This window comes from Aminobacter sp. LjRoot7, from assembly GCF_964252895.1.
Lineage (GTDB): Bacteria > Pseudomonadota > Alphaproteobacteria > Rhizobiales > Rhizobiaceae > Aminobacter > Aminobacter aminovorans_B.
Window position 1 is genome coordinate 206,199 of sequence record NZ_CAXUPX020000009.1, and the last position, 25,712, is coordinate 231,910.

Below are 25,712 nucleotides of genomic sequence, written 5' to 3' on the forward strand. Positions count from 1 at the left end.
TGCCCCTCCCCGCCCTTACAGCTCGACGCCTTGGCGGCGTGCCATGATGGCGGTGATGCGCTCGGTCAGCATGCCCTTGAGCAGGATGACGACGAGGCCGACGATGGCGTACCAGATGGCGACCTGGATGTGGTAGCCGCCGGGAACAGCGCCCTTCTTCTCGAGCTCGAGCAGAGCCACGAGAATGCCGCCCCAGACGAAGTATTCGCCCGGATTGATGTGTGGGAACAGGCCGAGCGGCGGGTGCACATAGGACACGGCCGCGTCGTAGAAGGCGGGCTTGTGCTTTTCTTCCAGGAACGAGCCGAAGGTGTAGGCCATCGGGTTGGTCAGGAAGAACACCGAGATCAACGGCAGAACCGTGTAGCGGGTCAGCGCGATGCGTCCGGCGCCACGCGCGATGCCGTGCACCCTCTCCTCGCCTACCAGTTCGGTCAGCGCGTAGAAGGCCGTCATCAGCACGACGAGCGTCGGGATGATGCCGGTGACGAAGCCGGCGAAGACCTCACCGCCCTTCTGGAAGATGCCGATGAAGTATTTGCCGATGCTGGTGAGCCAGCCAAGCTGCTCCTCCTGGGCAACAGTGTTGAGCTTTTCCTTGAACTGCTCAACGGTCAGGTCGCCGCTCGCCTGGGCGAGCACGACGAGATCATTGGTTGCTCCCTTGACGGCGAGCTTGCCGTGAATTGCAGCATCCGTGGCCATCGAACCCGCGACGTGCAGGTTCTGGACGGCCATGTCGGCGTGCTGCGCCAACATAGATAGGACTGACATTTCTCCTCCTTGATATCCTCACCCAAGAGATCGCGCCCGAAGGTGCAGCTCCCTACGTACCCACTGGCTTGAGGCCGGCGAGACCGGACCCCTTTGGCTCGAGCCGCGTGCGATCGACCTGGTCGACCGCCTTCTTCACGGCTTCCGCCACACCGGCTTCCCCCTCTCCCAGTACAGCGGGATTGGACCGGAGTTGATCGAGGGAAATTCCCTCCAGATTTTCATGACGCTTGAACTTGGCGAAGACCGAACGCCCGGTCATGGTCAGCAAGCGCTGGACCTTGAGGTCCGGCGTGACCACGATCAGCGCGATCGTCCCCTTGCCCAGGCGGCCGCGACAATTGCCGGCGCCGACATAGCCATCCTGGTACTTGGCCGTAATGCCCTTAAAGACATCGGCGTAGTGCCGCATCTGGATCCACACGCCAAGCGACTGTAGCGCCCAGACGACGCCCAGAAGCAGCAGTACCCACTGCCAGATTGCCATAAGGCTCTTCCTCCCGAAGTCCTCCGGAGCGGCGATATGCTGAGCCGCTCACATATCAATCAAAGAACATTTGTCTTTACGAATGTCAATATGTATAACTTTGGGCACCTCCGCATGGTGGTTTCGATCCACAGCGGCATTTGGCATTTTGCCTGCCGATGGTATCTTCGGACAGGGCAGGAGCACTGCGACGATGGACCTGATCTTCAAGAACGAGCTGGCGCTAGTGCCCGACCTCCGCCACAGGCTCAGGCAGCTGCGCTGGTTCCGCACGACCTTCCGCAATAGTGCGCGTGCCATCACCGCCCGCTATGGCATTCGCTTCGACATCGACGAGAAGAAACTGACGCGCATCTTCCTCGACTGGGTCGAGATCGTAAACGCCCAAAAATCATATGCACAGCTCGACCGCGCCGACTTCATCGTCTACGCCGCCGGCCTCGCGCTGAAGGAACTGATCAAGCAGGCGCCGGTGCAGATAGACAATGCACGGCCTCAGGACGCATCAACGCCAGCACATGCCGTTCCCGAAATCGTACGGTTCTGGCCGGAGGGTTTCGTCTACACGAACTTCTGCGTCTGCTCGATTGCCGTGCTGTTCGAACAGGAGTTTGGCGAGGCCCCTGCGCTTGCCGCCTGCGCCGACGATCTCAGGACCTGGTGGTCCTACAAGGAGAACACGGCGGAGATGCCGAGCTATGCTGTCGCCTATCTCGACCGCTTCCTTGGCGCCGAGCCCAACTGGCTCGCGCCCGACCTGCCTGAAGAGCGCAGCGCCATGCAGCGCGCGCTTCAGGCTTCACCGCGGCCCGAGGCGATCGGCAGGGACTAGATCTTCAACCATCGCGGCTGAAACGCGGCGCGACCGCAGCAGCCTCATTTCGACAAGCCACGGCCTGAGCCGCATATTTTCCTGGAGTTCGAATTGCCCAACGACAGCCTGGTGATTTTCGATTGCGACGGAGTGCTGGTCGACAGCGAACCGCTGGCCGCTCTTGCCTATGTGCGCGCCTATGCCAAGAACGGGCTCAAGATTGAGGCAGAGGTGATTTCGCATTGCGTCGGCATGAAGCAGGCCGACATCATCGCCAAGATCCACCAGCTCACCGGCCAGTTGCTGCCCGATAACGCCACCGACGACATCTGGGGCGAGACCAAGGCGCTGTTCACCGAGCAGCTGGCATCGACGCTCGATATCGCCGCCTTCCTGTCCAGGCTAGAGGTCGCCCGCTGCGTCGCTTCGTCCTCGTCGGTAGAGCGCATCAACCACAGCCTCGATGTCACCGGTCTCGCGCATTATTTCGGCCCGTTGATCTTCAGTTCGTCGATGGTCAAGAACGGCAAGCCGGCGCCCGACATTTTCCTCTATGCGGCCGAAAAGATGGGCTTCGCGCCCGAACGCTCGGTCGTCATCGAGGACTCGCGTTACGGCGTTCAGGGCGCGGTAGCGGCCGGCATGACGGCGATCGGCTATATAGGCGGCGGCCACACTCATAACGGCCACGGCCCGGAGCTACTGGCCGCGGGCGCATCGGCCGTCTGCAGCAGCTGGGACGAAGTTTCAGCCGAGTTGCGCAAGCGCGGGTTCGCCTGACGACGACTGGAGCCGTCGCTGTTCTATCTCATGCGTCCGTATTCGCGCATCACAGTGACCAGCTGGTCATGCGGCATGGCCTGGATGCGAAAGCGATCAAACGCAGTGCCGCCGGCATCCTCGGCTGCCAGCATGGCATTGACGACGGCCTCCTCCACGCTGTCGACGGCCGCCGCATAGACCGGGTCCAGCTTCTCGTCATTGACGATCTCCAGGCTCAGCTTTGCCGGCGCACGGTGCGCCATGGGCTGCGGGTTGGCGGTCGAAAACGCCAGGAAGATGTCGCCGGAGTTGTTGCCACCGGGCGTGCCGCCACGGCCGATGCCAATAGCGGCGCGGCGCGCCAGACGCTGCAGCTGGTGCGGCGCCATCGGCAGGTCGGTGGCAACGACAACGATGATCGAGCCGCGTTCGGCGAGCTGGCTCTGAGGCGTGCCGTCGCGCATGTGTTCGCCGACGGGTACGCCCCTGATCGTCAGCCAGTCGCGCTGGCCATGGTTTGCCTGGACCAAGGTGCCGATCCTGTGCTCGCAGCCGCCGAATTCGACGATACGCGACGACGTACCGGTCCCGCCCTTGAAGCCATAGGTGACCATGCCGGTGCCGCCGCCACAGTTACCTTCCTGGACCGGACCTGACGACAGGCCGTCGAGGGCGGCCCGGACGTCCGCTTCAGTCAGTGGCAGACCGTTGATGTCGTTCAGCACGCCGTCATAGGTCTCGGCAATAACAGGCATGATCCAGAGGAAACTGTCGGTGTCATAGGTCGAGGCGTAGCGCTCGAGCATCCATTTCACGGTCGCGTGGTGGGCCATGCCGACGGCATGGGTATTCGTGATGACGACGGGGCCGAGGAAGTAGCCGCCATCCTCGATCCAGTGGGTTCCGGTCATCTCGCCGTTGCCGTTGAAGCGGTGCACGCCGGCAAAGACCGGCACGGGCGTCGGCGAAGCCGCATGCGGCAGGATCGCGGTCACGCCAGTGCGGACCGGGCGCTTGCGCCCGGGCCTCGGTACATCCTCAGAAATTGTCTTGAACCCGACGCCAATACCCTCGACATCGGTGATGGCATTGAGAGGGCCGGTCCGACCTGGAAACGGCAGGCCAAGGTCGCGGGCTCGGGCTTTGGCAGTGGGGGATTTCATTTTGGTCATGGAGGTCATTTCTGCCGAGAGCGCAGGTAAAGGCCAAGCGAGGCCACGACGAAGGAGAAGGTGAGCATCATCACCGCAATCGCATTGATCTCGGGTTTGATGCCGCGGCGGAGCATGGCGAAGATGAACATCGGCAGCGTCGTCACATCGACGCCGGCGATGAAGTAGGTGATCACCAGGTCGTCCATCGAGATGATGAAGGCAAGCAACGCGCCGCCGATGATGCCGGGCAGCAGTTGCGGGAACACCACCTTGCGGAAGGTCACCCACTCGTTGGCGCCGAGATCGGCGGAGGCGTTTTCGAGCGTACGGTCCATGCCCGCCAGACGCGCAGACACGACGATGAAGACGTACGAGATCAGGAAGGTGCACTGGCCGATGATGATCGTTTTCAGGCCGAGCGTGATGCCCGAATTGACGAAGAAGATCAGCAAGGCGATGCCGAGCACGATGTCGGGCATCAGCATCGGCATAAACATCACGGTGCGATAGAAGCGCTTGCCGAAGAAGGCGAAGCGGTAGAGCGCAATGGCGATGGCGGTCCCGAACACGGTCGCGATCACAGTGGTGGACGTTGCGATGATCAGGCTGTTCCAGACCGCCTGGACGAGCTGGCCCGTCGATTCGATATAGAGTGCATTCTCCGAGATTGTCGTCTTGAAGCCGAGGACCTGGGCGTACCACTCGGTGGTGAACCCGCTCCACGTCATCATGTTCACGGGATTGGAGTTGAACGAATAGACGGCAATCAGCACCAAGGGGATGTAGATGAACGCGAAAAACAGCACTGTGTAGGCAACCAGGCTGCCGCGGAAGAGAAAGCGGGTAATCTTCATCTTCAGCCCTCAGTTCGTGGCGTCGGCGCCGCGGCGACCTGACGCGGCGACATAGATGAAGAGCAGCACCAGCATCACGCTCATCACCATCATCGCCAGGGCCGAGCCGAAGGGCCAGTTGCGGGCGGACAGGAACTGCTGCTCGATGAGATTTCCCAGCATCATCACCTTGGCGCCACCGAGAACCGCGGGAACAACGAAGTTCCCAAGCGCCGGGATGAAGACGATGATCGCGCCACCGGCGATACCAGGAGCGGTCAGGGGCAAGATGATGCGGACGAAAGTTCTGATCGGTCCCGCGCCGAGATCGAGCGACGCGCGCACCAGCGTCCAGTCGAGCTTTTCGACGCTGGCATAGATGGGCATGAACATGAACGGGATGAAGATGTAGACCATGCCGAGCACGATCGCGCCGTCGGTGTAGATCAGCTCGAGCGGGCGGGAGATGACGCCAGTCGCCAGTAGAGCTTCATTGACGATCCCGGCCTGGCGCAGGATGAGCACCCAGATGAACAGCCGCACGATCAGGCTGGTGAAGAAGGGCAGCGTGATGAGGAAGAGGCAGAAGTTCCGCCAGCGTTCCGACAGCCGCGCAATGCAGAAGGCCGCGGGATAACAGACGATCAAAGTGGCGACGACAGTGAAGGCTGCGATCTTGAGCGAGCGCAGAAAGATCGAGAGGTAGACCGGGTCGAAGACCTCGAATGCCGGGTCGGCGAAACCGAGGATGCGGCCATAATTGTGCGGATAGAAGGTCCACTCGACCCCACCATAGAGGCCCGGCGCGAGGAAGCTGGTGACGATCATGATCGCCAGCGGGCCCAGGAAAAAGACCGCTAGGAACAGCGTCACCGGGGCAAGCAGCAGTGCCAGTTGAACGCGGCGGCGACCGGCGAGAGACATCTCAGATGCCATCGGTGTCGCACCTGATGAGATGAACCGCGGAAGGATCGTAGGACAACCGCGCTTTTCGCGCCTGCTCGACCCCGCCGATGAAGCTGCGCCGGCCAGCGGGAATTTCAGCAACAACCTTGCGGCCCTCGGCCGTGTGGCCGAACAGCTCGAATGACGAGCCGACGAAGACGATCTGCTCAACCTCGACGTCGAGGAAAGGATGGTCCCTGCCCTCGCCCGAAATGAAGAACTGTTCGGGGCGGATCAACGCCTTCGCCTTGCCTGACACTTTCCCAAGCGATGGCTGGTGGCGGATCGCGAGGCCGTCGCCCGTCAGCAACCAACCATTGTCCAGCTGGCCTTCGAAGAGATTGCTGGCGCCGACGAAGGTGGCGACGAAACTGTTTGTTGGCCGATCATAGATGTTGCGCGGGGTGTCGAGCTGCTGGATGCGACCGCCGGAAAGGACAGCGACGCGATCCGACATGGTCAGCGCTTCCTGCTGGTCGTGCGTGACGAAGATGAACGAGATGCCGAGCTCGCTTTGCAGCGTCTTCAGCTCGATCTGCATCGACTGGCGCAGGTTCTTGTCCAGTGCCGACAACGGCTCGTCGAGAAGCAGCAGTTTTGGTCGGGCAATGATGGCACGGGCGAGCGCCACGCGCTGCTGCTGGCCACCGGAAAGCTGGCGTGGCCGGCGGCCCTCCATGCCGGCGAGGCCGACCATGTCGAGTGCAGCGGCGACCTGCTTCTGGCGCTCGGATTTGGAGACGCCGGCAACTTCAAGCGCGTAGCCGGTGTTCTCGCCGACCGTCATGTGCGGAAACAGCGCATAGTTCTGGAAGACGGTGTTGACCGGCCGGCGATAGGGCGGCCGTGTCGTCATGTCCACGCCGTCGATCAGGATGCGTCCGGCATCGAGCTCGACGAAACCGCTGATCGCCTGAAGCAGAGTGGTCTTGCCGCAGCCCGAGGGACCGAGAAGGGTCAGGAATTCGTTGCGATCGACATCGAGGTCGATCGTGTCGAGCGCGGTGACGCTCGGTCCTTCCGGCGTGGGGAAGGTCTTTGCCGCTCCCTCCAGCCGGACAATGGAATCTCGCATCTGCCGTTCCCCGAATTGTTATTCAAATAACTCTTGTGCGATTGAGAGATTTGGATACCATTTGATCATCCAAGTCAACGGCCACCAGAAGCCGTAGCCGGAACACTCGAAGGCCGGCCTGCAATGGGCAGACAACCAACAGAGGAGAATTCGATGAGGATCATGAACCATGCCCTCGCGGGCGTCCTGCCGACCAGGCGGAGCCTGTTGGCGCAAGTCGCAGCGATCTCGATCGCCGCTGTCGTCACCACGGTCGCGCCGGCCAGTGCTGCCGAACTCAACATCTACAACTGGGGCGAATACATCAATCCGGCGGTGCTGAAGAAATTCGAGGACGAGACCCAGATCAAGGTCAACCTGTCGACCTACTCGTCAAACGAGGAGATGCTGGCGAAAATCCAGGGCGGCGCCACCGGCTATGACATCGTCTTCCCCTCGGTGCACATGCAAGACATCATGGCCAAGCTCGACCTGCTCGAGAAGACTGACATCAACACCTACGAGGGTTTCAAGAACATCGATCCGGCGTTCATGCGCGCCAAGAGCGACCCCAAGGGCGAGTACTGCCTGCCCTATGCATTCGGCTCTGTCGGCATCTTCTACAACCGCAAGATCCTCGGCAAAGACATCACCGGCTGGAAGGATCTGATAGCCACCGTCGAGGCCAAGGGCCTGAAGTTCACCCTGCTCGATGACATGCGCGAGGTGCTTGCCGTTGGCCTCATCCTCAACGGCCACAAGGTCAATTCGACCGATCCCACCGAGCTTCAGCAGGCCGCCGATACGATCATCGCGATGAAGCCGGATGTCGCTGCCTTCACCTATGACACGCGTCCCATGGTGCAATCGGGCGACGTCGCGGCGGGGCATTTCTTCGTCGGCGCCATGGTCGACGTGTTCGGCAACACCGCCGACCTCGGTTATGTCATCCCGGAAGAAGGCGCGACCATGTACCAGGAGGACATCTGCATCCTGAAGTCCGCGCCCAACAAGGAAAACGCGCTCAAATTTATGCAGTTCTACACCCGCCCAGAGGTCGCCGCGCTCAACGTTTCCCAGCAGACGAACGGCACCGCGAACGTTCCGGCGCGGCAATTGACCCCCGACAACATCAAGAATAGCAAGGAGATCAATCCTTCGCCCGAAACGATGCAGCGGCTGCAGATTTTCGAGGATCTCGGACCTGGCCTGCGCCAGCTTGACCGGGTCTGGACCAAGGTGAAGACAGCCCAGTAGCTCCCGCCCCGCGGCGGTTGGCCGGAGAGGACATGGCGCAGCGAATCCTGAAGCTCGTGCAAAGCGTACAGCTGAGGCGGTCAAAATCCGACAAGCTGATCGCCAACTACATCGAGCGCAACCTGGCCGAAATCCCGTTCGAGACGGCGCGGTCCATCGCCACCCGTCTCGAACTGTCGCCGATGACCGTCGGACGCTACCTCCGCCGCATGGGCTTCGATGGCCTCGACCAGTTGAAGCATGAGCTGCGGCGCGGCAGCTCGAACCCTGCCTGGCAGGTCAAGGGACCGGTCGACCGTTTCCGGGAGGACATCCGCGAAGGCAAGCTGCTCGCCGGGCTCATCCAGCAGCAGATCGATAATCTCGGACGGATCTATGAGCTGACGGCTGCTCCAGAGTGGCAGCAGACGATCGACGCGCTGGTTTCGGCAAGCGAGGTCTATGTCGCGGCCTACCAGAACGTTCGCGGCATCGCCCAGTATTTCGCCAGCCAGCTGTCTTACACGCGGCCACGTGTGCAGTTCGTCGACGGGCTCAACGGTACCTATTCCGAGCTGCTCGACGGCTCGGTCGAAGGTCGTGTGCTGTTCCTGCACGACGTCAGGCGCTTTGCCGCCAAAGCCCGCCCGCTTGCGATGGAGGCGCGCCGCATGGGGGTCAAGGTCGTGCTGTTGACCGACGAGTTCTGCCCCTGGGGGCCGGAGGTTTCCGACATATGCCTCGTCGTGCCAGGATCGCACGGTCCGCTTTGGGACGGCTCGGCAACGATCATCGCGGTAATGGATCTGATGCTGAGCAACATCATCGTGCTGCTTGGCGATGAGGTCGGCGAACGCGTCGACCTGCTGACCCGCCTGCAGAACACGTTTGGCGACTTTGAAAGCTGATCCAGCCAGCTAGAATGCAAAATCCCCGCACAGGCAGCGCGGGGATTTTGAAACTGCGCTTACGCCCGCGCCATTTCCAGCAGGATCTTCAACACCTGCTCGCGCCGCTCGACCTGCGGCATGTGGCCAGTAGCCGCAAAGACATGCAGCGCCACCTCGCCGGGGAGCCCCTGCGACTGGTTTGCCGGGATGATCCGGTCGTTGGCGCCGACGATCACACGAACCGGAATGCGCAAGGCTGCCAGAAGAGCCCTGATGTCGAAGGTCTGGGTGCCATCGGCGAAGAAGCGGTCCGAAATCTCGGCCTGCGACGTCCGCAGCTCGGAATCGGCTGCCTGCGCCAGCGTGGCGTTGATGAAAGGCTTCGACAGCACCTGCTCGTCGGATACCAATTGGCGAAGCCATGGCATCAGGCTTGCCTCGCTCTTTGCCCGCACGAAACCCTGCAGGAAGGCGCCGTTGATCTCGGGGCCGAGGCCGGCAGGTGCGATGAGCGCCAGTGCACGGACGTCGGCATGGCCACGCGCGGCAACGGTCGCCGCCAGGGCTGCACCGAAGGAATGACCGACCAGCAGAACCGGACCCACATCAAGCGCCGCCAGCGTCGCCTCGACATCGGCGGCGATAGCGTCGAGATCGGCAGGCGTCTGGCGCGGCGACCCACCATGTCCGGGCAGATCGAGCGCCAGCAGCGGCGCGTCGACGGGACCGGCTGCCAGCATCGGCCGCCAGCTGTTGAGGTCGGCGCCAAAGCCATGGATCAGAACGATCGGACGCCCTTCACCCTGTCGCAGCCAGGCGAAGTTGAGCGGAGCCGCGCCAGCGGACCGCTGTGGCGCCGGCCGCGGCTGGGAGGATGCCGGCGGCCTGGAAATGATCTGGTCGGGCCAAAGAGCGGCTTTCACCTCGGGCTTCGGCGCTGTCATGGCGCTTTCGACGTCCTTGCGCATGATGCGGCCCTTTGGGCCGGACCCTGCGATGGCGTCGAGCACAAGCCCGGCTTCCGCCGCGAGACGACGCGCAAGCGGCGTGGCGCGGGTGCCATTCGAGAGCGCATTCGGGGCAGGCTTCGCCGGAGAGACATCAGCCAGGACGGCTGGAGCTGCCGGGACCGGAGCCGACGCAGCAGGGGCCAAATCCTGCACAGTATTGGCTTCGGCAGCCACGTCCTTAGCCGGTTTGCCGGCTTCGCCCTCGGCGTAGATCCAGGCAACGGCTTCACCGACCGGAATGTCGATGCCTTCCTTGCCGGATATGTCGCGAATGGTGCCTGAGGCCGGCGCGTCGATTTCCATCGCCGCTTTGTCGGTCTCGATCTCGAACAGCAGATCGCCTCTCTTGACCACAGCACCTTCATCGACATACCAGCGCGAGATGCGCCCAGTCGCCATGTCCATGTCGACCTTGGGCAGGATTACTTCGACCGGCATGGCCTAGCGGCTCCCAGTGGCGAGGCTGCGCGCAGCGGCCAGGATATCGGGCACCTGCGGCACGGTCGCCTTTTCCAGTTCCGGATTGTAGGGGATCGGAGTCTCGGCGCCGCCGAGGCGAACGATCGGCGCGTCGAGGAAGTCGAAGGCCTCGCTCTCGGCGATCATGGCGCTGACTTCGGCACCGACGCCGAGCGTCTTCACACCTTCATAGACGCAGAGCAGACGCGACGTCTTCTTGACGCTCTCGATGACGGTTTCCTTATCCATCGGCCTGATGGTGCGCAGGTCGACGACCTCGACGTCGATGCCTTCGGCCTCGAGCGTCTTGGCAGCTTCCAGCGCCTTGTGCACCATGATCGAGGTGGCGACGATGGTGAGGTCGCGGCCCTCGCGGCGGATTTCGGCCTTGCCGATCGGCACGGTGTAATAACCTTCGGGAACCGGGCCCTTGGTCTTGTAGAGCAGCTTGTGTTCGAAGATCATCACCGGATCTGGATCGGCGACGGCCGCGAGCAGCATGCCCTTGGCGTCATAGGGCGTCGCCGGTTGGATGACCTTCAGGCCAGGCACATGGCCAAGCCAGGCTTCCAGGCTCTGGCTATGCTGGGCCGCAGCACCCGTACCGGAGCCGGCCGGGAAGCGCATGACCACGGGCACGGAAACCGCACCGCCGAGCATATAGCGCATCTTGGCGGCCTGGTTGACGATCTGCTCCATGGCGAGCGTGGCGAAGTCGGAGAACTGGAACTCGAAGATCGGGCGCAATCCCGTCACGGCGGCACCCACGGCAACGCCGGCGCCACCAAGTTCGGAGATCGGCGTATCGATGACGCGATCGGCGCCGAAGCGCTCGACCAGGTCGCCGGTTACCTGGAAGGCACCGCCATAGACGCCGATGTCCTCGCCCATGAGGAAGACGCGCTCGTCGGTCTCCAGGGCAATCGCCATGGCTTCCTGGATCGCCTGAGCATAGCTCAGCTCACGCACGGCCTGATCCATTACACAGTCTCCGTGTAGACGTAGCGTTCGAGATTGCGGATCTCGGGCGACGGGCTCGCCTTGGCGAACTCGATGCCGTCGGCGATCTCCTTGGCGACCGCCTCGCGGATGGCCTCGATGCCGGCCTTGTCGATGATGCCGAATTCCATCAGTTCATTCTCGTAGCGGACGATCGGATCCCGGTTGGTCATCCAGTCCTCGATCTCTTCCTTGGTCCGGTAGCGGTTGCGGTCGCTCTTCGAGTGGCCGCGATGGCGATAGGTCTTGGACTCGATCAGCGTCGGCCCCTCCCCTGCCCGGGCGCGGCGCACGGCCTCGTGGCTGGCCTCGGCAACTTCGGACAGCACGTTGCCGTCGACGATCACGCCCGGCATCGAATAGGCAGCGGCGCGGTCGGCGACATTCGGCACCGCGGTCGAGCGCGCCATCGAGGTCGACATGCCGTAGCCGTTGTTCTCGCAGACGAAGATGACCGGCAGCTTCCACAGCGAGGCCATGTTGAGCGCCTCGTGGAAGGCGCCTTCATTGTTGGCGCCGTCGCCGAAGAAGGAGATGACGACGCGATCCGATTTCAGGCGCTTGGCGGTGAGTGCAGCACCCACCGCGATCGGAATGCCGCCGCCGACGATGCCGTTGGCGCCGAGATTGCCCGTGGTTACGTCGGCAATGTGCATTGAGCCGCCGCGGCCGCGGCAATAGCCCGTGGTCTTGCCGAAGAATTCGGCGAACATCTTCGACACTTCAGCACCCTTGGCAATGCAGTGTCCATGGCCGCGATGGGTCGACGTGATCTGGTCGTCGTTGGTGAGCGGCATGCAGATGCCCATGGCGCTCGCTTCCTGACCGATGGACAGGTGCATCGTGCCGTGGATCAGACCACGCATGTAGGATTCTTCCGCACCTTCTTCGAACTGGCGGATGAGATACATCTTGTGCAGCGCCTGCTTCAGCCGCTCAGCGCTATATTCCCGGTAGATGAAAGGCAGGTTCGCGCCTGCCGGCAGGTCCTTGGTCTTAGCCTGTGCCACGGTCACGCCTCCGCTCCATAGACCAGCCTGTCCTGTCGTGCCCTGAGCTCGGCGATCTTCGAGTTTGGCGCAACCGCGGCATTGGCCGTGGTGATCAGCTCGCCCTTTTTGATCGGGGCAGTGACGGTACCGCCCTGCAGCAGGCCGCAGGGGATCGCCTTGGCAGCGCGTGCTTCACCGGCCGTCATGATCCAGGCGCGGTAGGTGTATTCGCCGATGGCATCGAGCGCGTCGCCAGGCTTCAGATCCTTCTTTGCGACGGCGCAGACATCGGCCACGGGCTTTGCCAGCGGCACCATGTCGGCCTTGCCGTAGAGCACCACACGGGCACAGGTCAGCGGCACCTCGAGCGAGGTCAGGTGATAGGGCCGGTGGAAGGTGAAATACGGGCCATGGCCCATCTTCAGGTCTTCCATGCGCTCGCGGATGCGCGGATGCGACATGTCGGCGATGACGAAGACGCCTGGTGCCACACCCTTGCCGATCGAATAGTCGACGACGCCGACTTTTGTCAGCACGCCGCCGTCCTTCTCGGGGACCAGCACCTTGTTGAGCTCCGGCAAGGTCGCTGCCGGGCCGTGCATGCCGGCCTTGTCTGGAACAAGCCCCGTCGCATTGGCGATCGCCGCCATCTCGACCATGGTCTTGGAGCCGTCGACGAACTCGACAAGCATGCGCACGTTCATGTTGCGGCGGGCCGCTTCCTCGGCATAGTCGTGCGGCACCGCATCGATGTTGAGCGGGTTGTTCTTGCCCTTGCCGGCGGCGACGATGGTGTGGCCCATCGCCGAGACGAACTCGATCAGCTCCATGCAGGATGACGGCTCGTCGCCAGCGCCGAGCGAATAGGTGACGCCGAGCCGGTCGGCCTCTGACTTGAGATAGGCGCCGATGGTGACGTCGGCCTCGACATTCATCATGACAAGATGCTTGCCATGCTCCATGGCGCGCAGGCCGATCTCGGCACCGACGGCGGGCACGCCCGTCGCATCGATGACGACGTCGATTAGGCCGCTGTTGAGGATCAGGTCGGCATCGTTGGTGACGGCGACCTTGCCGGCCTCGATGGCCTCGTTCAGCGCCGAGCCGGAGGCCACTTCACGGGCATGGCCCTTCTCCTGGTAGGCGATGTCGACGGCGCGGTGCGCGTTGGGCAGGTTGAGTTCGGAGATCGCGCCGACCTCGATGCCGGGCATATGCGCCACCCGCGCCACGATGTCGGTGCCCATCTCGCCCGAGCCGATCAGGCCAATGCGGATCGGCTTGCCCGACTTGCCACGCTCGGCAAGATCCCGCGCCAAGCCGACTGGGGCTACGTTGATGGTCATCCGATGGTTCCTCCCGAGCACGGTCTGCAATTGCGCTCAGAGGTAATGAACATCTGTATTTGTGTCAATACGAATGTCCACGCTTTCGACGTTCATGGACTCGGATCAAGGTTTCCGGCTGTGGCTACTCAGGCGCTGCTGAACGGCGGTAGCCGCAGCAGCATGCAGGTGCGCACAGACGGCAAAGAAAGCGGACGACGACAGGGTTTCAGTGCAGCGCCGAAGCTGCTGCAGAAGGCCGGCCTGCGCCAACAAGGCCCGACCGGCCGGCAGGCTAAGCTGTGTTTCAGGGCCCTTATGTTGCGTCCACCACAAGCTTAAACAGGCAATCTCCTGTTTCGGTAAGTGCCGGAGCCCGTTGGCAGGCGACGAGGCCCGACTGTGCGAACTGCACCGATCTGACAGGCTCAGACGGCCCTGCGATCGGATGAATGACGCCAGCGAGATCCCCCGCCTGAACCTCGTCTCCCACCGCCACTGCGGGCTCGAAGATCCCCCTGACCGGCGCATAGGTGAAGGCTTGCCTGCCGTCGACCCGCATGGTTCGGGTCGAAAAGGCCGGCTCGACGCTGGCGCGAGGCAGGATGCCCATGTGCTTCAGCACACGCAGCACGCCGTCTCGAGCAAGGGTTTCGCCCGCACGTGACAATGACGCGCCGCCGCCGAGTTCGGTCGTCAAGGCCGGAATGCCGAGCGCCTGGGCAGTGGCTGACAGTGTTGAGGCACCACCGCCGCCCGAACCATCGCTGATCGAGCCGATGGGAGTGCCAAAGACATGCATGAGTTCGATGAGCTGGGCTGTCTCGGCTGCGGTCTTGCCGACGCGGATCAGGCAGCAAGGCAGGTAGACCAACGAAGTGCCGCCGGAGTGCAGGTCGATGACGATGTCTGCGAGAGGCAGAAGCACCTCCGTGAGGTAGTGGGCGATCATGTCAGTCGGTGAGCCGTTGGCGTTGCCGGGAAACATCCGGTTGAGATTGCCCTGATCGAGCGGCGACACCCGCCTGCCTGCGTCCACGGCGGGATAGTTCAATGCCGGAAGGATGATGATGCGGCCGCGGAGCTCGGTCGCATCGAGCTTTCGGGCAAGCTTGCTGAGCGCCACCTGGCCCTCATACTCGTCACCATGATTGCCTGATATCAAGAGTGCGGTCGGCCCGGTGCCATTCCTGATGCAGACGATCGGGATGGGAATGGTGCCATAGGCGGAACGGTCGCTCGAGAACGGCAACCGCAGAGAGGTGATCTGCTTGCCGTCTTTGTCGAAATCAACGTCCGTCCAGATGCGTGTGTCGTTTGCCACCGGTCCGTCCCTCCTCATCAATGCAGCAGCGTGTTGAGGAAGGACCGGGCGCGGGGATGGTTGGGTGTCGAAAAGAACGCCACGGGCGAAGCCTGTTCGACAATGCTGCCCTGATCCATGAACACGACCTGATCGGCAACCTCGCGGGCAAAACCCATCTCATGGGTGACGCAGATCATCGTCATGCCTTCGTAGGCCAGCCCGGTCATGACGTCGAGCACCTCCTTGACCATTTCGGGATCGAGTGCCGAGGTCGGCTCGTCAAACAGCATCAGGCGCGGGTTCATGCAGAGCGCACGCGCGATCGCCACACGCTGCTGCTGTCCGCCTGAGAGCTGTGCGGGATACTTGTTGGCCTGTTCGGGAATGCGGACTTTTTCCAGGAAATGCCGTGCCAGGCTCTCGGCTTCGTTGCGTGGCATGCCAAGCACACGGCGCAGGGCGAGCGTGCAGTTCGACAATACAGTCAGATGTGGAAACAGGTTGAAGCTCTGGAACACCATTCCGGTCTGCCGGCGGGCGAGTGCTGTCTCCCTGGCATTATCGCCCAGCCGGGTTGTTTCAAGCGTTACTGTTCCCTGCTGATAGGCTTCAAGCCCGTTCAGGCAGCGGATCAGGGTGGATTTGCCTGAACCGGAGGGCCCGCAGATCACGACGCGGGACCCGCTAGGGATGGTAAGGTCGACCTCCTTCAACACATGGAAAGCGCCATACCATTTGTTGAGCGAAGCGATCTGGACGGCAGGCTTGTCGTCTGAATGGGTCATGGGGTCTCTCTACAGTTCGCTTGAAGGCAGCGAGCTAAGTGTCTGGTTTTGTGAGGGAGTGATCGGCTGCTGGGTTACCGGTCGCTCGACTACCTGGCTGTCGGCCCAAGCAGTCGCATCTCGAGCCGTTTGATGGCTAACGAGATGACGAGTGCAAGGCCGAGGAAGATCAGGCCGGCGACCGTCAGCGGCTCGGCGTAGCGGTAGGTGTCGGATGCGATGTCGAAGGCACGGCCCAGCATCTCCGGCACCGCAAGCACGGCCAGATAAGGTGTCGCCTTCAGGATCGAGACGAAGTAGTTGCCCATGGGTGCAGCAATGTTGCGCAACATCTGCGGGGCGATGACAAAGATGGTCATATCCATCCTGCCGAGCCCTAGGGCCCTTGCGGCCTCCGCCTGGCCATTGGGAATGGCATCGATGCCAGCCTTGAACACCTCGGCGAGATAACCGCTGTAATAGAGGCTGAGCCCGATCATGCCTGTGGCAAGTGCGCCGAGGCGAATGCCGTAGAACGGCAAGATGAAATACAGGCAGTAGAGCCAGACCAGCACCGGCGTTGCCCGGATGAAGTCGATCACGAAGCCGACGAACAGGCCGCCCCAGCCGCCAGAGCGTCGGACGAGCTCAAAGCCGAAACCGATTGCCGAGGCGCCAAGGCAGCTGACGGCCGCCACCAGCAACGTCATGCCGATGGCGCCAAGAATGGTTGGCGCGGTCGAAAGGGCAAAGGCTAAATCAAACTGCACAACGCGCCTCCCTTGCCGGGTTGATGCGTCGTTCCACCCAGCGCCCGAACAGGGCCACCGGATAGCAGACGATGAAGTAGGCGAGCAGTAGCGAGGTGTAGATCGGTACGGGGTCGTACTCGATCTGCGAGATCTCCTTGGCGCGGAAGGTCATGTCGGTCAGCGTGACCAGTGAGACAAGCGATGTCGCCTTCACCAGCTGGATGAGCTGGTTGATGAAGGTCGGGCTCATCGCCACCAGTGCCTGGGGCAGTTCAATGCGCAACAGGATGGTAGACCGCGACAGTCCCAATGCGTGGCCAGCTTCCTTCTGGCCACTGTCCAGCGCCTGCAGGCCGGCTCTCACGGCCTGGCTGGCATAACCACCAATGTTGAGCCCCAGCACCATGGCGCTGACTGTCATCGCCGACAGCGCCAGTCCGGCGATGGGCAGCGCGTAATAGAACACAAAGAGCAGGATGATGACGGCGGAGCTGCGCCAGAACTCGATGATCGACGTCACGACGAACCGTACCGGCCCCGTGGTCAGGTATTGGGCAACGCCAAAGATGAGGCCAAAGGGAATGGCAAAGACAAGGCCATAGAGCGTCACCAGAGCGGTGACGCGAAATCCCTGAAGGATGCCGAGCCAGATCTCGAGGATGCTCATTTGCCGGCACCAGCCGTGCCAGCACCACAGAGCTTCTCGACGGTGACGGTATCGGGCACGATCTCGGTCTCGCCAAAGCCATATCTGGCCATGACCTTGGTGACCGTGCCGTCCTTGGTCAGGGCAACAAGCCGTTCGTCCCAGAGTGCCCGCAGATCCTGGTCCTCGCTGCGGAAGGCGACAGCGGCATATGTGGCCTGTTCGTCTGTCGTCACGAAGGGTTTGGCACTCTCCAGGCCCTTGAGCTTGCCGCTGGAAAACAGCCCGACTGCGGTAGGAGACGACAGTACCGTCACATCGATGCGGCCCGAGCGCAGGGCCGAGATGTTCGCCTCGATGTCGGGAAACAGCAGCATGTTGCTTTCCGGCACGCCGGCGGCAGTCGCATTCCGGACCGACACGCTGCCGCGGCCGGCACCCATGATGACCTTCTGGCTGACGATATCCTCGAAACCGTGGATCTGTTTTGGATTGCCAGCGAGCACGATGGCTGCGTCACGCACCTTCAGATCGGGTGCACCGAAGGCGACCTGCCGACAGCGCTCCGGGGTGATGGAAAGACCTGATGCAACAGCATCGAAGCGGCCAGCCAGCAGACCCGGGATCAGCGCCCCGAACTCGGTGACCCTGATATCGATCTCCTTGACGCCAAGTTCGGAAAAGGCAGCCCTCAGCAGGTCCGGATGCCATCCCTTTGCCTCGCCCGTGGCTTCATCGCGAAAACCCCATGGCGTCCGGTTGTGGATTCCGATGACGATCTTGCCTTCGCGCAGGACACGCTCCTTCGTCGTCTCGGCCAAGGCCGGACCACCTGGCATGACGAAGATCAGCGCAATCAATGCGCACCACATGAGGGCAAGCCGCAGGCGTACAGGACTTCTGAAGGTCATTTCTCTCTCCCATTGTTGTAAAAGGTGCCTGCCCGACCGCCGATGCAGACGCGCTGATGCGTGGCCGCGTGGCATCGCAGTCTCGCCTCCCGCGGTCCCGCAGTGGGTTCAGCTTTGCCGTGGATGGCTTTTGATGGCTCTGCTGCCGTCTGACATGGGCGGGCGAAGCCCATTGGTCGCAGCGTCCAGACCGCGATTGCCGCCGGCGTGGTGCCGACCGTCCTCCGGTCGCGACAGCACTTCTGCGCCGCGGTCGCCCAATACCTGGAGGTCCGCCAGCACCGACTGAATTTGCGGCCAGGGGAATGCCGATGTGTCGTCCATGTTCTCGCCACCGCCGGCAATGATCGTCAGTTTGGCGATTATCCCGGCGAGTGACTGCGCGGGAGTGTCTGCAACCGCGTCGAGGATCTCTTCTTCGGCCTCAACGGCCTGCGCCTCGGCGGCACGAGCCCGCGAGTAGCCGATCTCCTGGTCGAGCTCGTCCCAACGGGCCTGACGATCGGTCAGCACCGATGCTTGCGGTGTACTCTGCTGGTCGTTCTCAGGTCCATCACCGGTTTCGGAAGAAGCCAGGGCGTTCCTGATCCGTATCTCAAGGCGCTGCTGAAGCCGGCACAAAACCACCGCCATGTGGTGTGCCTGCTCCCATTCCTGCAGCAGAACCACGCATGGGTCGATGGGCGCAAGCAAACGCGCGGCGAAGCGCTCCATGGGGGTAGCAGCACCCCCAGCGCTACCACCTCTCGTATCGTCATCCACAGCACAGCTCTTCCTTCGTCCCCCTTGGGTGACGAAAGGCAAAGCTGTGGTATTGTCGGAATCAGCCATGATCCGAGCTCCAACCAGCTTGGGTTTGGTCAGGCCGTGCGGGATGTTTGCCCATCCTGCACGGCTGCGTTGTAGTAAGGTATTTTGATTACCTATAAAATTATGTCAAGGATATAATTTGATAACAGCGGAGCAAATTAGAATGGCGCGCGCCGCACTAAAGTGGGGTGTGAGAGACTTGGCTGGCAATGCTCAAGTCACCGCTGCAACGATCACTCGTATCGAAAGCGGAAAATCCGCTCATCCTTCAACTTTACGAGCAATCTGTGCAGCGTTTGAAGCGAATGGAATCGAGTTTATTCCTGAGAACGGTGGTGGAGCCGGCGTGCGCTTCGCAAGACCAGCCAGCGAAGATTGATACTGGCTGCTTGAAGTGAGTTGAATTTGCCGCGGTGCGTGCATCACGGTTCATCCGCTCAAATTGCTGCATGGGTAAATTTACTGGTAGAGAACCGTACGTCCTTTGAAGGTCGACAGAGTAAGCGTCAATTTACCAAGTCACGACTCGCAAAGCGGAGGTATTGAGGGCGCTCAGAGCATACCGTTCCCAGAACGCTGACTGCACCCGCGCTTCATTGCTTCAATCCCATGCCTTGCCGCTGCGCCAGTCGTAACTGCTCGACCTGCTTCAATGTCTGCGTTGTCCGCTCATGGGCATCGAGCTGCTGGGCCGCGCGCATCACTGGCCAGGCCTGACGCAGCTTCTCGCGCTCGCCAGCTCGAAGCCCCTCCGCGGCCGTGTCGAAGAAAGTGCCCGATGGTTCTCGCGCTGCGCTGACGAGCAAGGTCCGCTCGCCGAAACGTTCGGCTATGGCACGGTTGAAGCCGTCGATCTCCAGCTTCACATCGCGGTTGGCGAGGATATGAGCGAGGGCTGCTGGAAGATCGTTGCGGTCGATCGCCTCGCGGACCCTGTCGAGCACCGACCGCGCAGCCAGCGACAGCGCCGGGATGTCGATCGAGACGCGGTGCCGATATGCCTGCTCCTGGGTGCCGACCCTTTCGGCAGCCACCTGGCGCTGCTTGAGGTATCGTTCGATGTCGCGCTTCAGCGCCGGCACGTTGACCTCGGCAACACGGCGCACCTCCTTGTCAGCTTTCGATGCGAGAAGACCCGTCCGCCCTTTCAATGCTCCGAGCGATGCCGGCTCGCTGACCAGCCGATCGAGCGTCTGTCGCGCGGCCGTCGGGTCAGTCAGAAGCGCATTGAAGTCCATCGCCCGGAAGGCGGCCTCGGGATCGGCGAAGACATAGCGAAGGCGTGTCGACATCTCCTCCCACTGCCTGGCCAGGGCCTGATCGGCGAGAAGCTTGTCTTCGACGACATCGCCCAGCGATCTGGCAAACAGCGTGACACCGGCGACCATCGGTTCGACCTTGTTGTGGATTTGCGTTGACGGACGTTGCAACAGGCCAAGGCGCTCGCCGTGGACACGGAAGCGTTGCGCCAGATCGGCAAGCCGCTCCTTCTGGCGCAGCATCCAGTCGAGCCGATCGCGGACCAGGGTGCGCGCAACACGCGATATGTGCAGCCCGCGGTTCTCGGCAAAACGCAGGGCCTGCCGGTAGAGTGTGCCACGTTCATAGTCGAGCGTGGTTTGCTTGGCATTCGTTCGTGACAGAACCTCATCGAGCCCGCCCACTTTGGCAAAGGAGCGGCGTCCGTAATAGAGCGCCACATCCTCCCGGTGTCGGGTCATTGCGACATAGGTCAGGTGCCGATCCAGCGACAGCGAAGCCAGCACCTTGACCCGGTCGACGGTTGCACCTTGCGACTTGTGGATCGTGGTCGCATAACCATGATCGATGTTGGGGTAGAAGCGCTGCTCGACTGTGATCAGCGCCCGATGCTCACCCTCGCCGATGACCGCAACGATCCTGTTGGGTGCCGCTTCGACGACACGCCCGATCATGCCGTTCTTCACCCCAAGCGAAGTCTCGTTCCTGAGGAAGACGATCTGGTCACCAGCGTCGAACTGACGAAGGCCGTCTTCGGTTCGGAAGGCATGTCCCGCACCGACGATCCCGCGCTCGACGAGCTTCTCACGCGCCAGCCTGTTGAGCTCACGCACGTCGCGCCGAAGATGGGCAAGGATGAGTGTGGTCTTTGTCGCATCGTAGTCTCTGTTCCAGTCGGCGATCAGGCTGGCGATCGCCTGCGCCTTGAGCTCTGACCCGCGCACTCTGCCGTGCTCACCATAAGCCCCGAGCGCCTGTGCGACCCGGCCACGCGCCAGGTCGAGAGAAGCGGCTCGCATCCATTCTTCACGCTGGCGGTAAATGGTCTCGAGTTCGGCATAGCCGATGCGGTCGACAATCGCCCGAAACGCAGCCCCTGCTTCAATCGGCTGCAGTTGTTCGGGGTCACCAACCAGCACAAGCTTTGCGCCTGCCAGAGTTGCTGCTTCAACGACAAGTGCCATCTGCTTTGAGGCGACCATGCCGGCCTCGTCGAGAACAAACACAGTGCTTTTGTCGAGCATGTCCCTGCCCTGTTTCCAGCGCAGCTCCCACGACGAAAGCGTGCGGCTGATTATGCCTGCTTCCTTCTCGAGGCCCTCCGCTGCCTTGCCGGCAAGGGCTGCACCGACAACACGATAACCGGCCAGTTCCCACGCCTCGCGTGCTGCCTTCATCATCGTGGTCTTGCCCGCACCGGCACGGCCAACGACAGCAGCGATCCGCGCCTCATCCACCACATGCTCGATGGCGGCACGCTGCTCCTGCGACAGCTGCGAATGACGCGAAAGCACGCTGTCCAGCACCTTCTCCTGAACGCCATGTGATGTGCGTTGTGACAACCACAGCGATTGCTTTGCCATCTTCGCTTCGATGCGGATCAGCTCACGCGTCGTGTAGCGGGACCGGACCTTGGCTCCCGTCGCAAGGTCAACACCGTCGCGCTCGATACGCAGTGCCTCCGGGCTCTGCAGAACGCGCACCATCAGCTGCTGGAACGTGACCGCATCATCGACATAACGATGCAGGATCTTTGCGATGTCGCGTTCATCGAAGACGCTTCGTTCCGAAGAGACGATGTCGAGCACGATCTCGGGTCGCTTCACGATCCGGCTCGCATTCTCCCGGCGCCTCGCCTCGAGCAGCTCGATCCGCTCGAGCGACGGCTCGTTGCCTTCACGCGCTGACTTGCGTTGGATCGCCTTGGCGCCAACGCCGATATGGGTGGTTGGGACGAGATCGATGCCGCGCTCGGCATAAGAACGGCCATCGACACGCAGGTCGATCCCGCCAAGCGCCAGGTGCTGGTTCTGCGTCTCGAACCAGGCATTACGAAGGGCCGTGAAGTCGCCCATCCCGCCGGCCCACAGCTCATAGACGATCTTACCGGCCTTGGTGCGCAGCACCTCGCCATTGTCGCCTATGACAGCAACCTTCTTGGGCCCGAACCCATCCTCGGTCAGCGGCCGCAGTGTCATCATCAGATGGACATGCGGATTGCCGGGCACGTCATGATAGACCCAGTCCGCAACCATGCCCCTGGCGAGGATGTGTCGTTCGACAAAATCACGGACGAGAGCGATGTTCTGCTCGGCTGACAGCTCCAGCGGCAAGGCGATGGTGATGTCCTTGGCAAGCTGGGCATCGGAGCGTTTCTCGAAAGCTTCGACCTTGTTCCAGAAGGCTTCCGAAGCCCCTGCCACCGAGCAGTCGGCGATCAGGCTGCGCAGCCATTGCGGTGCATCGGCAGGCACCAAAAACGCCTCATGGAGCAGTCCCTGCTTGCGTGAGTAATCGACCGAGCGCGCTTCGCGTTCGTACTCCATCTTCGCGCAATGCCGATAGGCGGCCGACAGCACCGCGCTGCGGCCGTCACCACGGCTGACGATGCTGACGGAGAAGTGCGGGACAGCCACGGCGGAGATTGCTCCTGGACAGCGAACGGACACTCGTGCGTTCGTCAGGAGCGGCAGGCTGGGCAGGCCGTTGAGCAAGGCGTCGCGTCAGCGACGTATAATTGCGCCCTTGGGCACTCCTTCGGAACGGCGGGATCATCTTCCAGAGCGTCGGCACAGCCGACTGCACAATAAACGGGGATGTGCATAGCACCCTCCCCGTCGATCCTTGTCTGACGTTTCGCTCACAAGGGAAGAGGCGAGCAGAAATCGCCCGCCCGCTGGGTCGATCAGGACACAGCGTCTCGGCGACAAGGGTCGATCCCGCAGAACTAAGACTAGAGGCAGTGAACGCCCATACCGAACCAGCAGCATTCGAAGAAATCAGGTGGAAGGTCAGTTCACGCGATGCACTCGCCGCCGTCGATGACCAGCGCCTGGCCGGTCATGAACGACGAGCGGTCTGAGACGAGGAACAGGATGGCCTCGGCGATCTCCTCGGCGCGTGCCCAGCGCTGCATGGGGATTTTCGTCTTGATGTAGGCCTCGATGGCTTCTCGACCGCCCATCTGGGCGATGAAGGGATCGTTGAACGGCGTGTCGACCCAGCCCGGGCACAGCGCGTTCACGCGGACATTGTACTTGGCATAGTCGATCGACATCTGCCGGGTCATCGCCACCACCGCGTGCTTGGACGTGGCATAGGCTATCATCTCGCGATCATAGAAAACTCCAGAGTTGGAGGCGGTGTTGACGATCACGCCACTCCCTTGTTCGATCATCGCCGGCATGGCGAACTTTGCGGCCAAGAAATGGGCGCGCACGTTGATGCGCCACGAGGCGTCCATGCCCTCGCTGCCGACCTCTGTCAGTGTTCCGCCAACCTGGATGCCGGCATGGTTGTGCAGGATGTCGATGCGCCGGTACTTCTCGAGCGTCATGCCGATCAGCCGCTCGATCTGGGCATCGTCGGCCACATCAGTGGTCATCGCCTCTGCCTGCCCGCCGGCAGCCCTGACGGCACCAGCCGCAGCCTCGCCAGCCGCAGCATCCCGGTCGGCGATGATCACCACCGCCCCTTCCCTGCCCATCATCAATGCACCGGCGCGGCCGATGCCGGAGCCCGCGCCCGTGACGATGGCGATACGATCCTTGAGCAGCATGACGGGCCTTTCAGTGGGAGGGATTTGTCTTGCGCAGCAGAAGCTGTGCGAACACCACCATGAGCACGGAGGCGCAGAGCACGATGGTGGCGATGGCATTGATTTCAGGTGTCACGCCGCGACGGATCGAAGCGAAAACGTAGATCGGCAACGTCGTCTGTGCGCCGGCGACGAAGAAGGCGATGATGAAATCATCGAAGGAGAAAGTGAAGGCGAGCAGGAAACCCGCGAGAATGGCCGGCATGATCTGCGGCAGCACGATCGAGCGGAAGGTCGTCAACGGTGTCGCGTAGAGATCGCTTGATGCTTCGACCAGATTGCGGTCGAGGCTACCAAGCCGTGTACGCACGATCATCGACACCAGCGCCATGGAGAACAGGCCGTGCGCGGCGATGATCGAGCCGTAGCCGAGCGCAAGACGTGGCGGGGTGCTGCCCGGCCAGATCGAGGTCAGGAATGGATTGACCACGGCAAACAGTTGAACCAGCGCGACCAGCGTCGAGATGCCGATCACCACCCCAGGCACGACGATTGCCGCCCCAAGAAGTGCGTCAAAGACGGTGCGCGTCCTGATGCCCACTCGGGCGAGCCCGAGGGCCGCCGTCGTGCCGAAGACCGCGGCCAGGAAGGCACTGGTGGTGGCAATGAACAGGCTGTTCTTCAGCGCTTCGACAAGGAACGGATTGGCCAGCGCTTTGCCGTACCATTGCATCGAGAAGCCGGTGAGTTCGCTGGCATGACGGCCAGCGTTGAACGAGAACAGCACCACCAGCGCGATCGGCAAATAGAGGAAGGCAAAAACGGCGATTATGAAGGCACGCATCAGATCAGGTCCACCTGGCGGGCACCCGAAAAACGGGTCGAAACGCGATTGGCGATGATGAGGACGACCACCGAGACAAGTACCAGCGTGACCGCGATGGCCGATCCGAAGGGCCAGTTGCGCGATTGCAGGAAGAGGTCGACCAGTGCGTTGCCGATGAAGAATACCTTGCCGCCGCCGAGAAGGCTCGGAATGAGGTATTCGCCAAGCAGCAGGATCATCACGAGTGACAAGCCGGTCATCACGCCTGGCAGGGAGAGCCTGAGCGTGACGCCGAAGAAGGTCGATACAGGTTTTGCACCGAGGTCAGCGGAAGCTTCCAGCAACCGCCGGTCGAGCCTCTCGAGGCTGACATAGATCGGCAGGATCATCAGCGGCAGATAGCCGTAAACGATGCCGAGCAGCACGGCACCAGGCGTGTTGATGAGGCGCAGGTCCTCGATGCCGATGTAGGACAGCAGGGCCGGAATGCCGCGCCCGCCGAGGATGTACATCCACGCGTAAGTGCGCATCAAAAGGCTGGTCCAGAACGGGATGACGATGAGTGCAAGCAAGATCAGGCGCCAGCGTTCCGGCGCTCGAAGGGCCAGGTAATAGGCAACCGGATAGGCGACGAGCAGGCAGGCGAAGGCACCAGCCGGGGCCAGGATCAGGGTGTTCCAGAAGGCGGTGGCGCGGGCAGGCAGGTTGGCATATTGCGCCATGGTGAATGCCGCCTGGTAGCCGCCCTCCGGTGCACGCTCGCCGACGCTGAACACGACGATGGCAACAAATGGCAGGACAAGGAAAACAACCAGCCACGCCGCCGCGGGCGCGAGCAGCAGGGCCGTCAGCAGTTTGTGGCGAAAGGCGCTACCGTGCATGCGGATATGTCCCAAGGGGCTGACGGGCGCGCCTGACGCGCACCCGTCGGTGATGTTGGCGTTGA

At 62.1% G+C, this 25,712-nt stretch carries 25 protein-coding genes; 5 read left to right on the forward strand and 20 right to left on the reverse strand.

Annotation, left to right across the window (positions count from 1 at the left end):
* Positions 1-15 precede the first annotated feature (15 nt).
* Both srlA and ACSQ3E_RS23340 read right to left on the reverse strand, forming a co-directional pair.
* Entirely contained in the window at positions 16-774 is a 759-nt protein-coding gene (gene srlA / locus ACSQ3E_RS23335) for a PTS glucitol/sorbitol transporter subunit IIC (RefSeq protein ID WP_115734428.1), read from the reverse strand.
* Positions 775-826: 52 nt separating this feature from the next.
* Entirely contained in the window at positions 827-1,261 is a 435-nt protein-coding gene (locus ACSQ3E_RS23340; protein ID WP_436124475.1) for a transcriptional regulator GutM, read from the reverse strand.
* Between the two features lie 193 nt (positions 1,262-1,454).
* On the opposite strand from ACSQ3E_RS23340, the gene ACSQ3E_RS23345 reads away from it, so the two are divergent.
* Both ACSQ3E_RS23345 and ACSQ3E_RS23350 read left to right on the forward strand, forming a co-directional pair.
* Positions 1,455-2,093 carry a hypothetical protein gene (locus ACSQ3E_RS23345; protein ID WP_310329782.1) on the forward strand — a complete coding sequence of 213 codons (639 nt, stop codon included), beginning with the start codon at positions 1,455-1,457 and terminating at the stop codon, positions 2,091-2,093.
* A 93-nt stretch (positions 2,094-2,186) separates the two neighbouring features.
* A complete protein-coding gene (locus ACSQ3E_RS23350; protein ID WP_436124476.1) occupies positions 2,187-2,855 on the forward strand; it encodes an HAD family hydrolase in 669 nt (222 codons plus the stop codon).
* Between the two features lie 23 nt (positions 2,856-2,878).
* On the opposite strand, the gene ACSQ3E_RS23355 is transcribed toward ACSQ3E_RS23350, so the two are convergent.
* The 4 genes from ACSQ3E_RS23355 to ACSQ3E_RS23370 are packed head-to-tail and all read right to left on the reverse strand — an operon-like array spanning position 2,879 to position 6,844.
* On the reverse strand, positions 2,879-4,018 hold the full coding sequence (locus ACSQ3E_RS23355) for a DmpA family aminopeptidase (protein WP_310329787.1): 1,140 nt from the start codon (positions 4,016-4,018) through the stop codon (positions 2,879-2,881).
* A complete protein-coding gene (locus ACSQ3E_RS23360; protein WP_310329789.1) occupies positions 4,015-4,845 on the reverse strand; it encodes an ABC transporter permease in 831 nt (276 codons plus the stop codon). Before ACSQ3E_RS23360 ends, ACSQ3E_RS23355 begins: the two co-directional genes overlap by 4 nt.
* Positions 4,846-4,854: 9 nt before the next feature.
* Positions 4,855-5,748, reverse strand: coding sequence for an ABC transporter permease (locus ACSQ3E_RS23365; RefSeq protein ID WP_436124526.1), 894 nt, complete (start codon positions 5,746-5,748; stop codon positions 4,855-4,857).
* A 1-nt stretch (position 5,749) separates the two neighbouring features.
* Positions 5,750-6,844 (reverse strand): ABC transporter ATP-binding protein, encoded by a 1,095-nt coding sequence (locus tag ACSQ3E_RS23370; protein WP_436124477.1) that lies wholly within the window; start codon positions 6,842-6,844, stop codon positions 5,750-5,752.
* Between the two features lie 153 nt (positions 6,845-6,997).
* Here ACSQ3E_RS23370 and ACSQ3E_RS23375 point away from each other — a divergent pair, with 153 nt between their 5' ends.
* Together ACSQ3E_RS23375 and ACSQ3E_RS23380 are read left to right on the forward strand one after the other, a co-directional pair.
* Positions 6,998-8,080 (forward strand): polyamine ABC transporter substrate-binding protein, encoded by a 1,083-nt coding sequence (locus ACSQ3E_RS23375; protein ID WP_310329794.1) that lies wholly within the window; start codon positions 6,998-7,000, stop codon positions 8,078-8,080.
* Between the two features lie 32 nt (positions 8,081-8,112).
* Complete coding sequence (locus ACSQ3E_RS23380; protein WP_154384392.1) at positions 8,113-8,967, forward strand: MurR/RpiR family transcriptional regulator; 855 nt, start codon at positions 8,113-8,115, stop codon at positions 8,965-8,967.
* 59 nt (positions 8,968-9,026) lie between these two features.
* Here the strand turns inward: ACSQ3E_RS23380 and ACSQ3E_RS23385 are convergent, their stop codons facing one another.
* The 10 genes from ACSQ3E_RS23385 to ACSQ3E_RS23430 form a co-directional block, all read right to left on the reverse strand.
* Positions 9,027-10,397, reverse strand: coding sequence for an acetoin dehydrogenase dihydrolipoyllysine-residue acetyltransferase subunit (locus tag ACSQ3E_RS23385; RefSeq protein ID WP_436124478.1), 1,371 nt, complete (start codon positions 10,395-10,397; stop codon positions 9,027-9,029).
* Positions 10,398-10,400: 3 nt separating this feature from the next.
* On the reverse strand, positions 10,401-11,399 hold the full coding sequence (locus ACSQ3E_RS23390; protein WP_310329800.1) for an alpha-ketoacid dehydrogenase subunit beta: 999 nt from the start codon (positions 11,397-11,399) through the stop codon (positions 10,401-10,403).
* On the reverse strand, positions 11,399-12,427 hold the full coding sequence (locus ACSQ3E_RS23395) for a thiamine pyrophosphate-dependent dehydrogenase E1 component subunit alpha (RefSeq protein WP_310329802.1): 1,029 nt from the start codon (positions 12,425-12,427) through the stop codon (positions 11,399-11,401). Before ACSQ3E_RS23395 ends, ACSQ3E_RS23390 begins: the two co-directional genes overlap by 1 nt.
* 2 nt (positions 12,428-12,429) lie before the next feature.
* Positions 12,430-13,755 (reverse strand): NAD(P)H-dependent oxidoreductase, encoded by a 1,326-nt coding sequence (locus ACSQ3E_RS23400; protein ID WP_436124479.1) that lies wholly within the window; start codon positions 13,753-13,755, stop codon positions 12,430-12,432.
* 295 nt (positions 13,756-14,050) lie between these two features.
* Entirely contained in the window at positions 14,051-15,058 is a 1,008-nt protein-coding gene (locus ACSQ3E_RS23405; RefSeq protein ID WP_436124480.1) for a succinylglutamate desuccinylase/aspartoacylase family protein, read from the reverse strand.
* Between the two features lie 17 nt (positions 15,059-15,075).
* A complete protein-coding gene (locus ACSQ3E_RS23410; protein WP_436124481.1) occupies positions 15,076-15,825 on the reverse strand; it encodes an amino acid ABC transporter ATP-binding protein in 750 nt (249 codons plus the stop codon).
* A gap of 89 nt (positions 15,826-15,914) precedes the next feature.
* Positions 15,915-16,574 (reverse strand): amino acid ABC transporter permease, encoded by a 660-nt coding sequence (locus ACSQ3E_RS23415; RefSeq protein WP_436124482.1) that lies wholly within the window; start codon positions 16,572-16,574, stop codon positions 15,915-15,917.
* Entirely contained in the window at positions 16,564-17,223 is a 660-nt protein-coding gene (locus ACSQ3E_RS23420) for an amino acid ABC transporter permease (RefSeq protein WP_436124483.1), read from the reverse strand. Before ACSQ3E_RS23420 ends, ACSQ3E_RS23415 begins: the two co-directional genes overlap by 11 nt.
* Positions 17,220-18,113, reverse strand: a complete 894-nt coding sequence (gene ehuB / locus ACSQ3E_RS23425) for an ectoine/hydroxyectoine ABC transporter substrate-binding protein EhuB (RefSeq protein ID WP_436124484.1) — start codon at positions 18,111-18,113, stop codon at positions 17,220-17,222. The genes ACSQ3E_RS23420 and ehuB overlap by 4 nt, the downstream gene beginning before the upstream one ends.
* 108 nt (positions 18,114-18,221) lie before the next feature.
* A complete protein-coding gene (locus tag ACSQ3E_RS23430) occupies positions 18,222-18,827 on the reverse strand; it encodes a hypothetical protein (protein ID WP_436124485.1) in 606 nt (201 codons plus the stop codon).
* Between the two features lie 238 nt (positions 18,828-19,065).
* Here ACSQ3E_RS23430 and ACSQ3E_RS23435 point away from each other — a divergent pair, with 238 nt between their 5' ends.
* Positions 19,066-19,302, forward strand: a complete 237-nt coding sequence (locus tag ACSQ3E_RS23435; protein ID WP_436124527.1) for a helix-turn-helix domain-containing protein — start codon at positions 19,066-19,068, stop codon at positions 19,300-19,302.
* Positions 19,303-19,516: 214 nt separating this feature from the next.
* Here the strand turns inward: ACSQ3E_RS23435 and traA are convergent, their stop codons facing one another.
* From traA to ACSQ3E_RS23455, 4 genes are all read right to left on the reverse strand, one after another.
* The gene (traA, locus tag ACSQ3E_RS23440; protein ID WP_436124486.1) at positions 19,517-22,819 is read right to left on the reverse strand and encodes a Ti-type conjugative transfer relaxase TraA; all 3,303 of its coding nucleotides are present in this window, start codon (positions 22,817-22,819) and stop codon (positions 19,517-19,519) included.
* Between the two features lie 380 nt (positions 22,820-23,199).
* A complete protein-coding gene (locus tag ACSQ3E_RS23445) occupies positions 23,200-23,961 on the reverse strand; it encodes an SDR family NAD(P)-dependent oxidoreductase (RefSeq protein WP_436124487.1) in 762 nt (253 codons plus the stop codon).
* 10 nt (positions 23,962-23,971) lie between these two features.
* Positions 23,972-24,784, reverse strand: coding sequence for an ABC transporter permease (locus tag ACSQ3E_RS23450; protein WP_436124488.1), 813 nt, complete (start codon positions 24,782-24,784; stop codon positions 23,972-23,974).
* A complete protein-coding gene (locus ACSQ3E_RS23455; RefSeq protein WP_436124489.1) occupies positions 24,784-25,647 on the reverse strand; it encodes an ABC transporter permease in 864 nt (287 codons plus the stop codon). The genes ACSQ3E_RS23450 and ACSQ3E_RS23455 overlap by 1 nt, the downstream gene beginning before the upstream one ends.
* Positions 25,648-25,712: the final 65 nt, after the last annotated feature.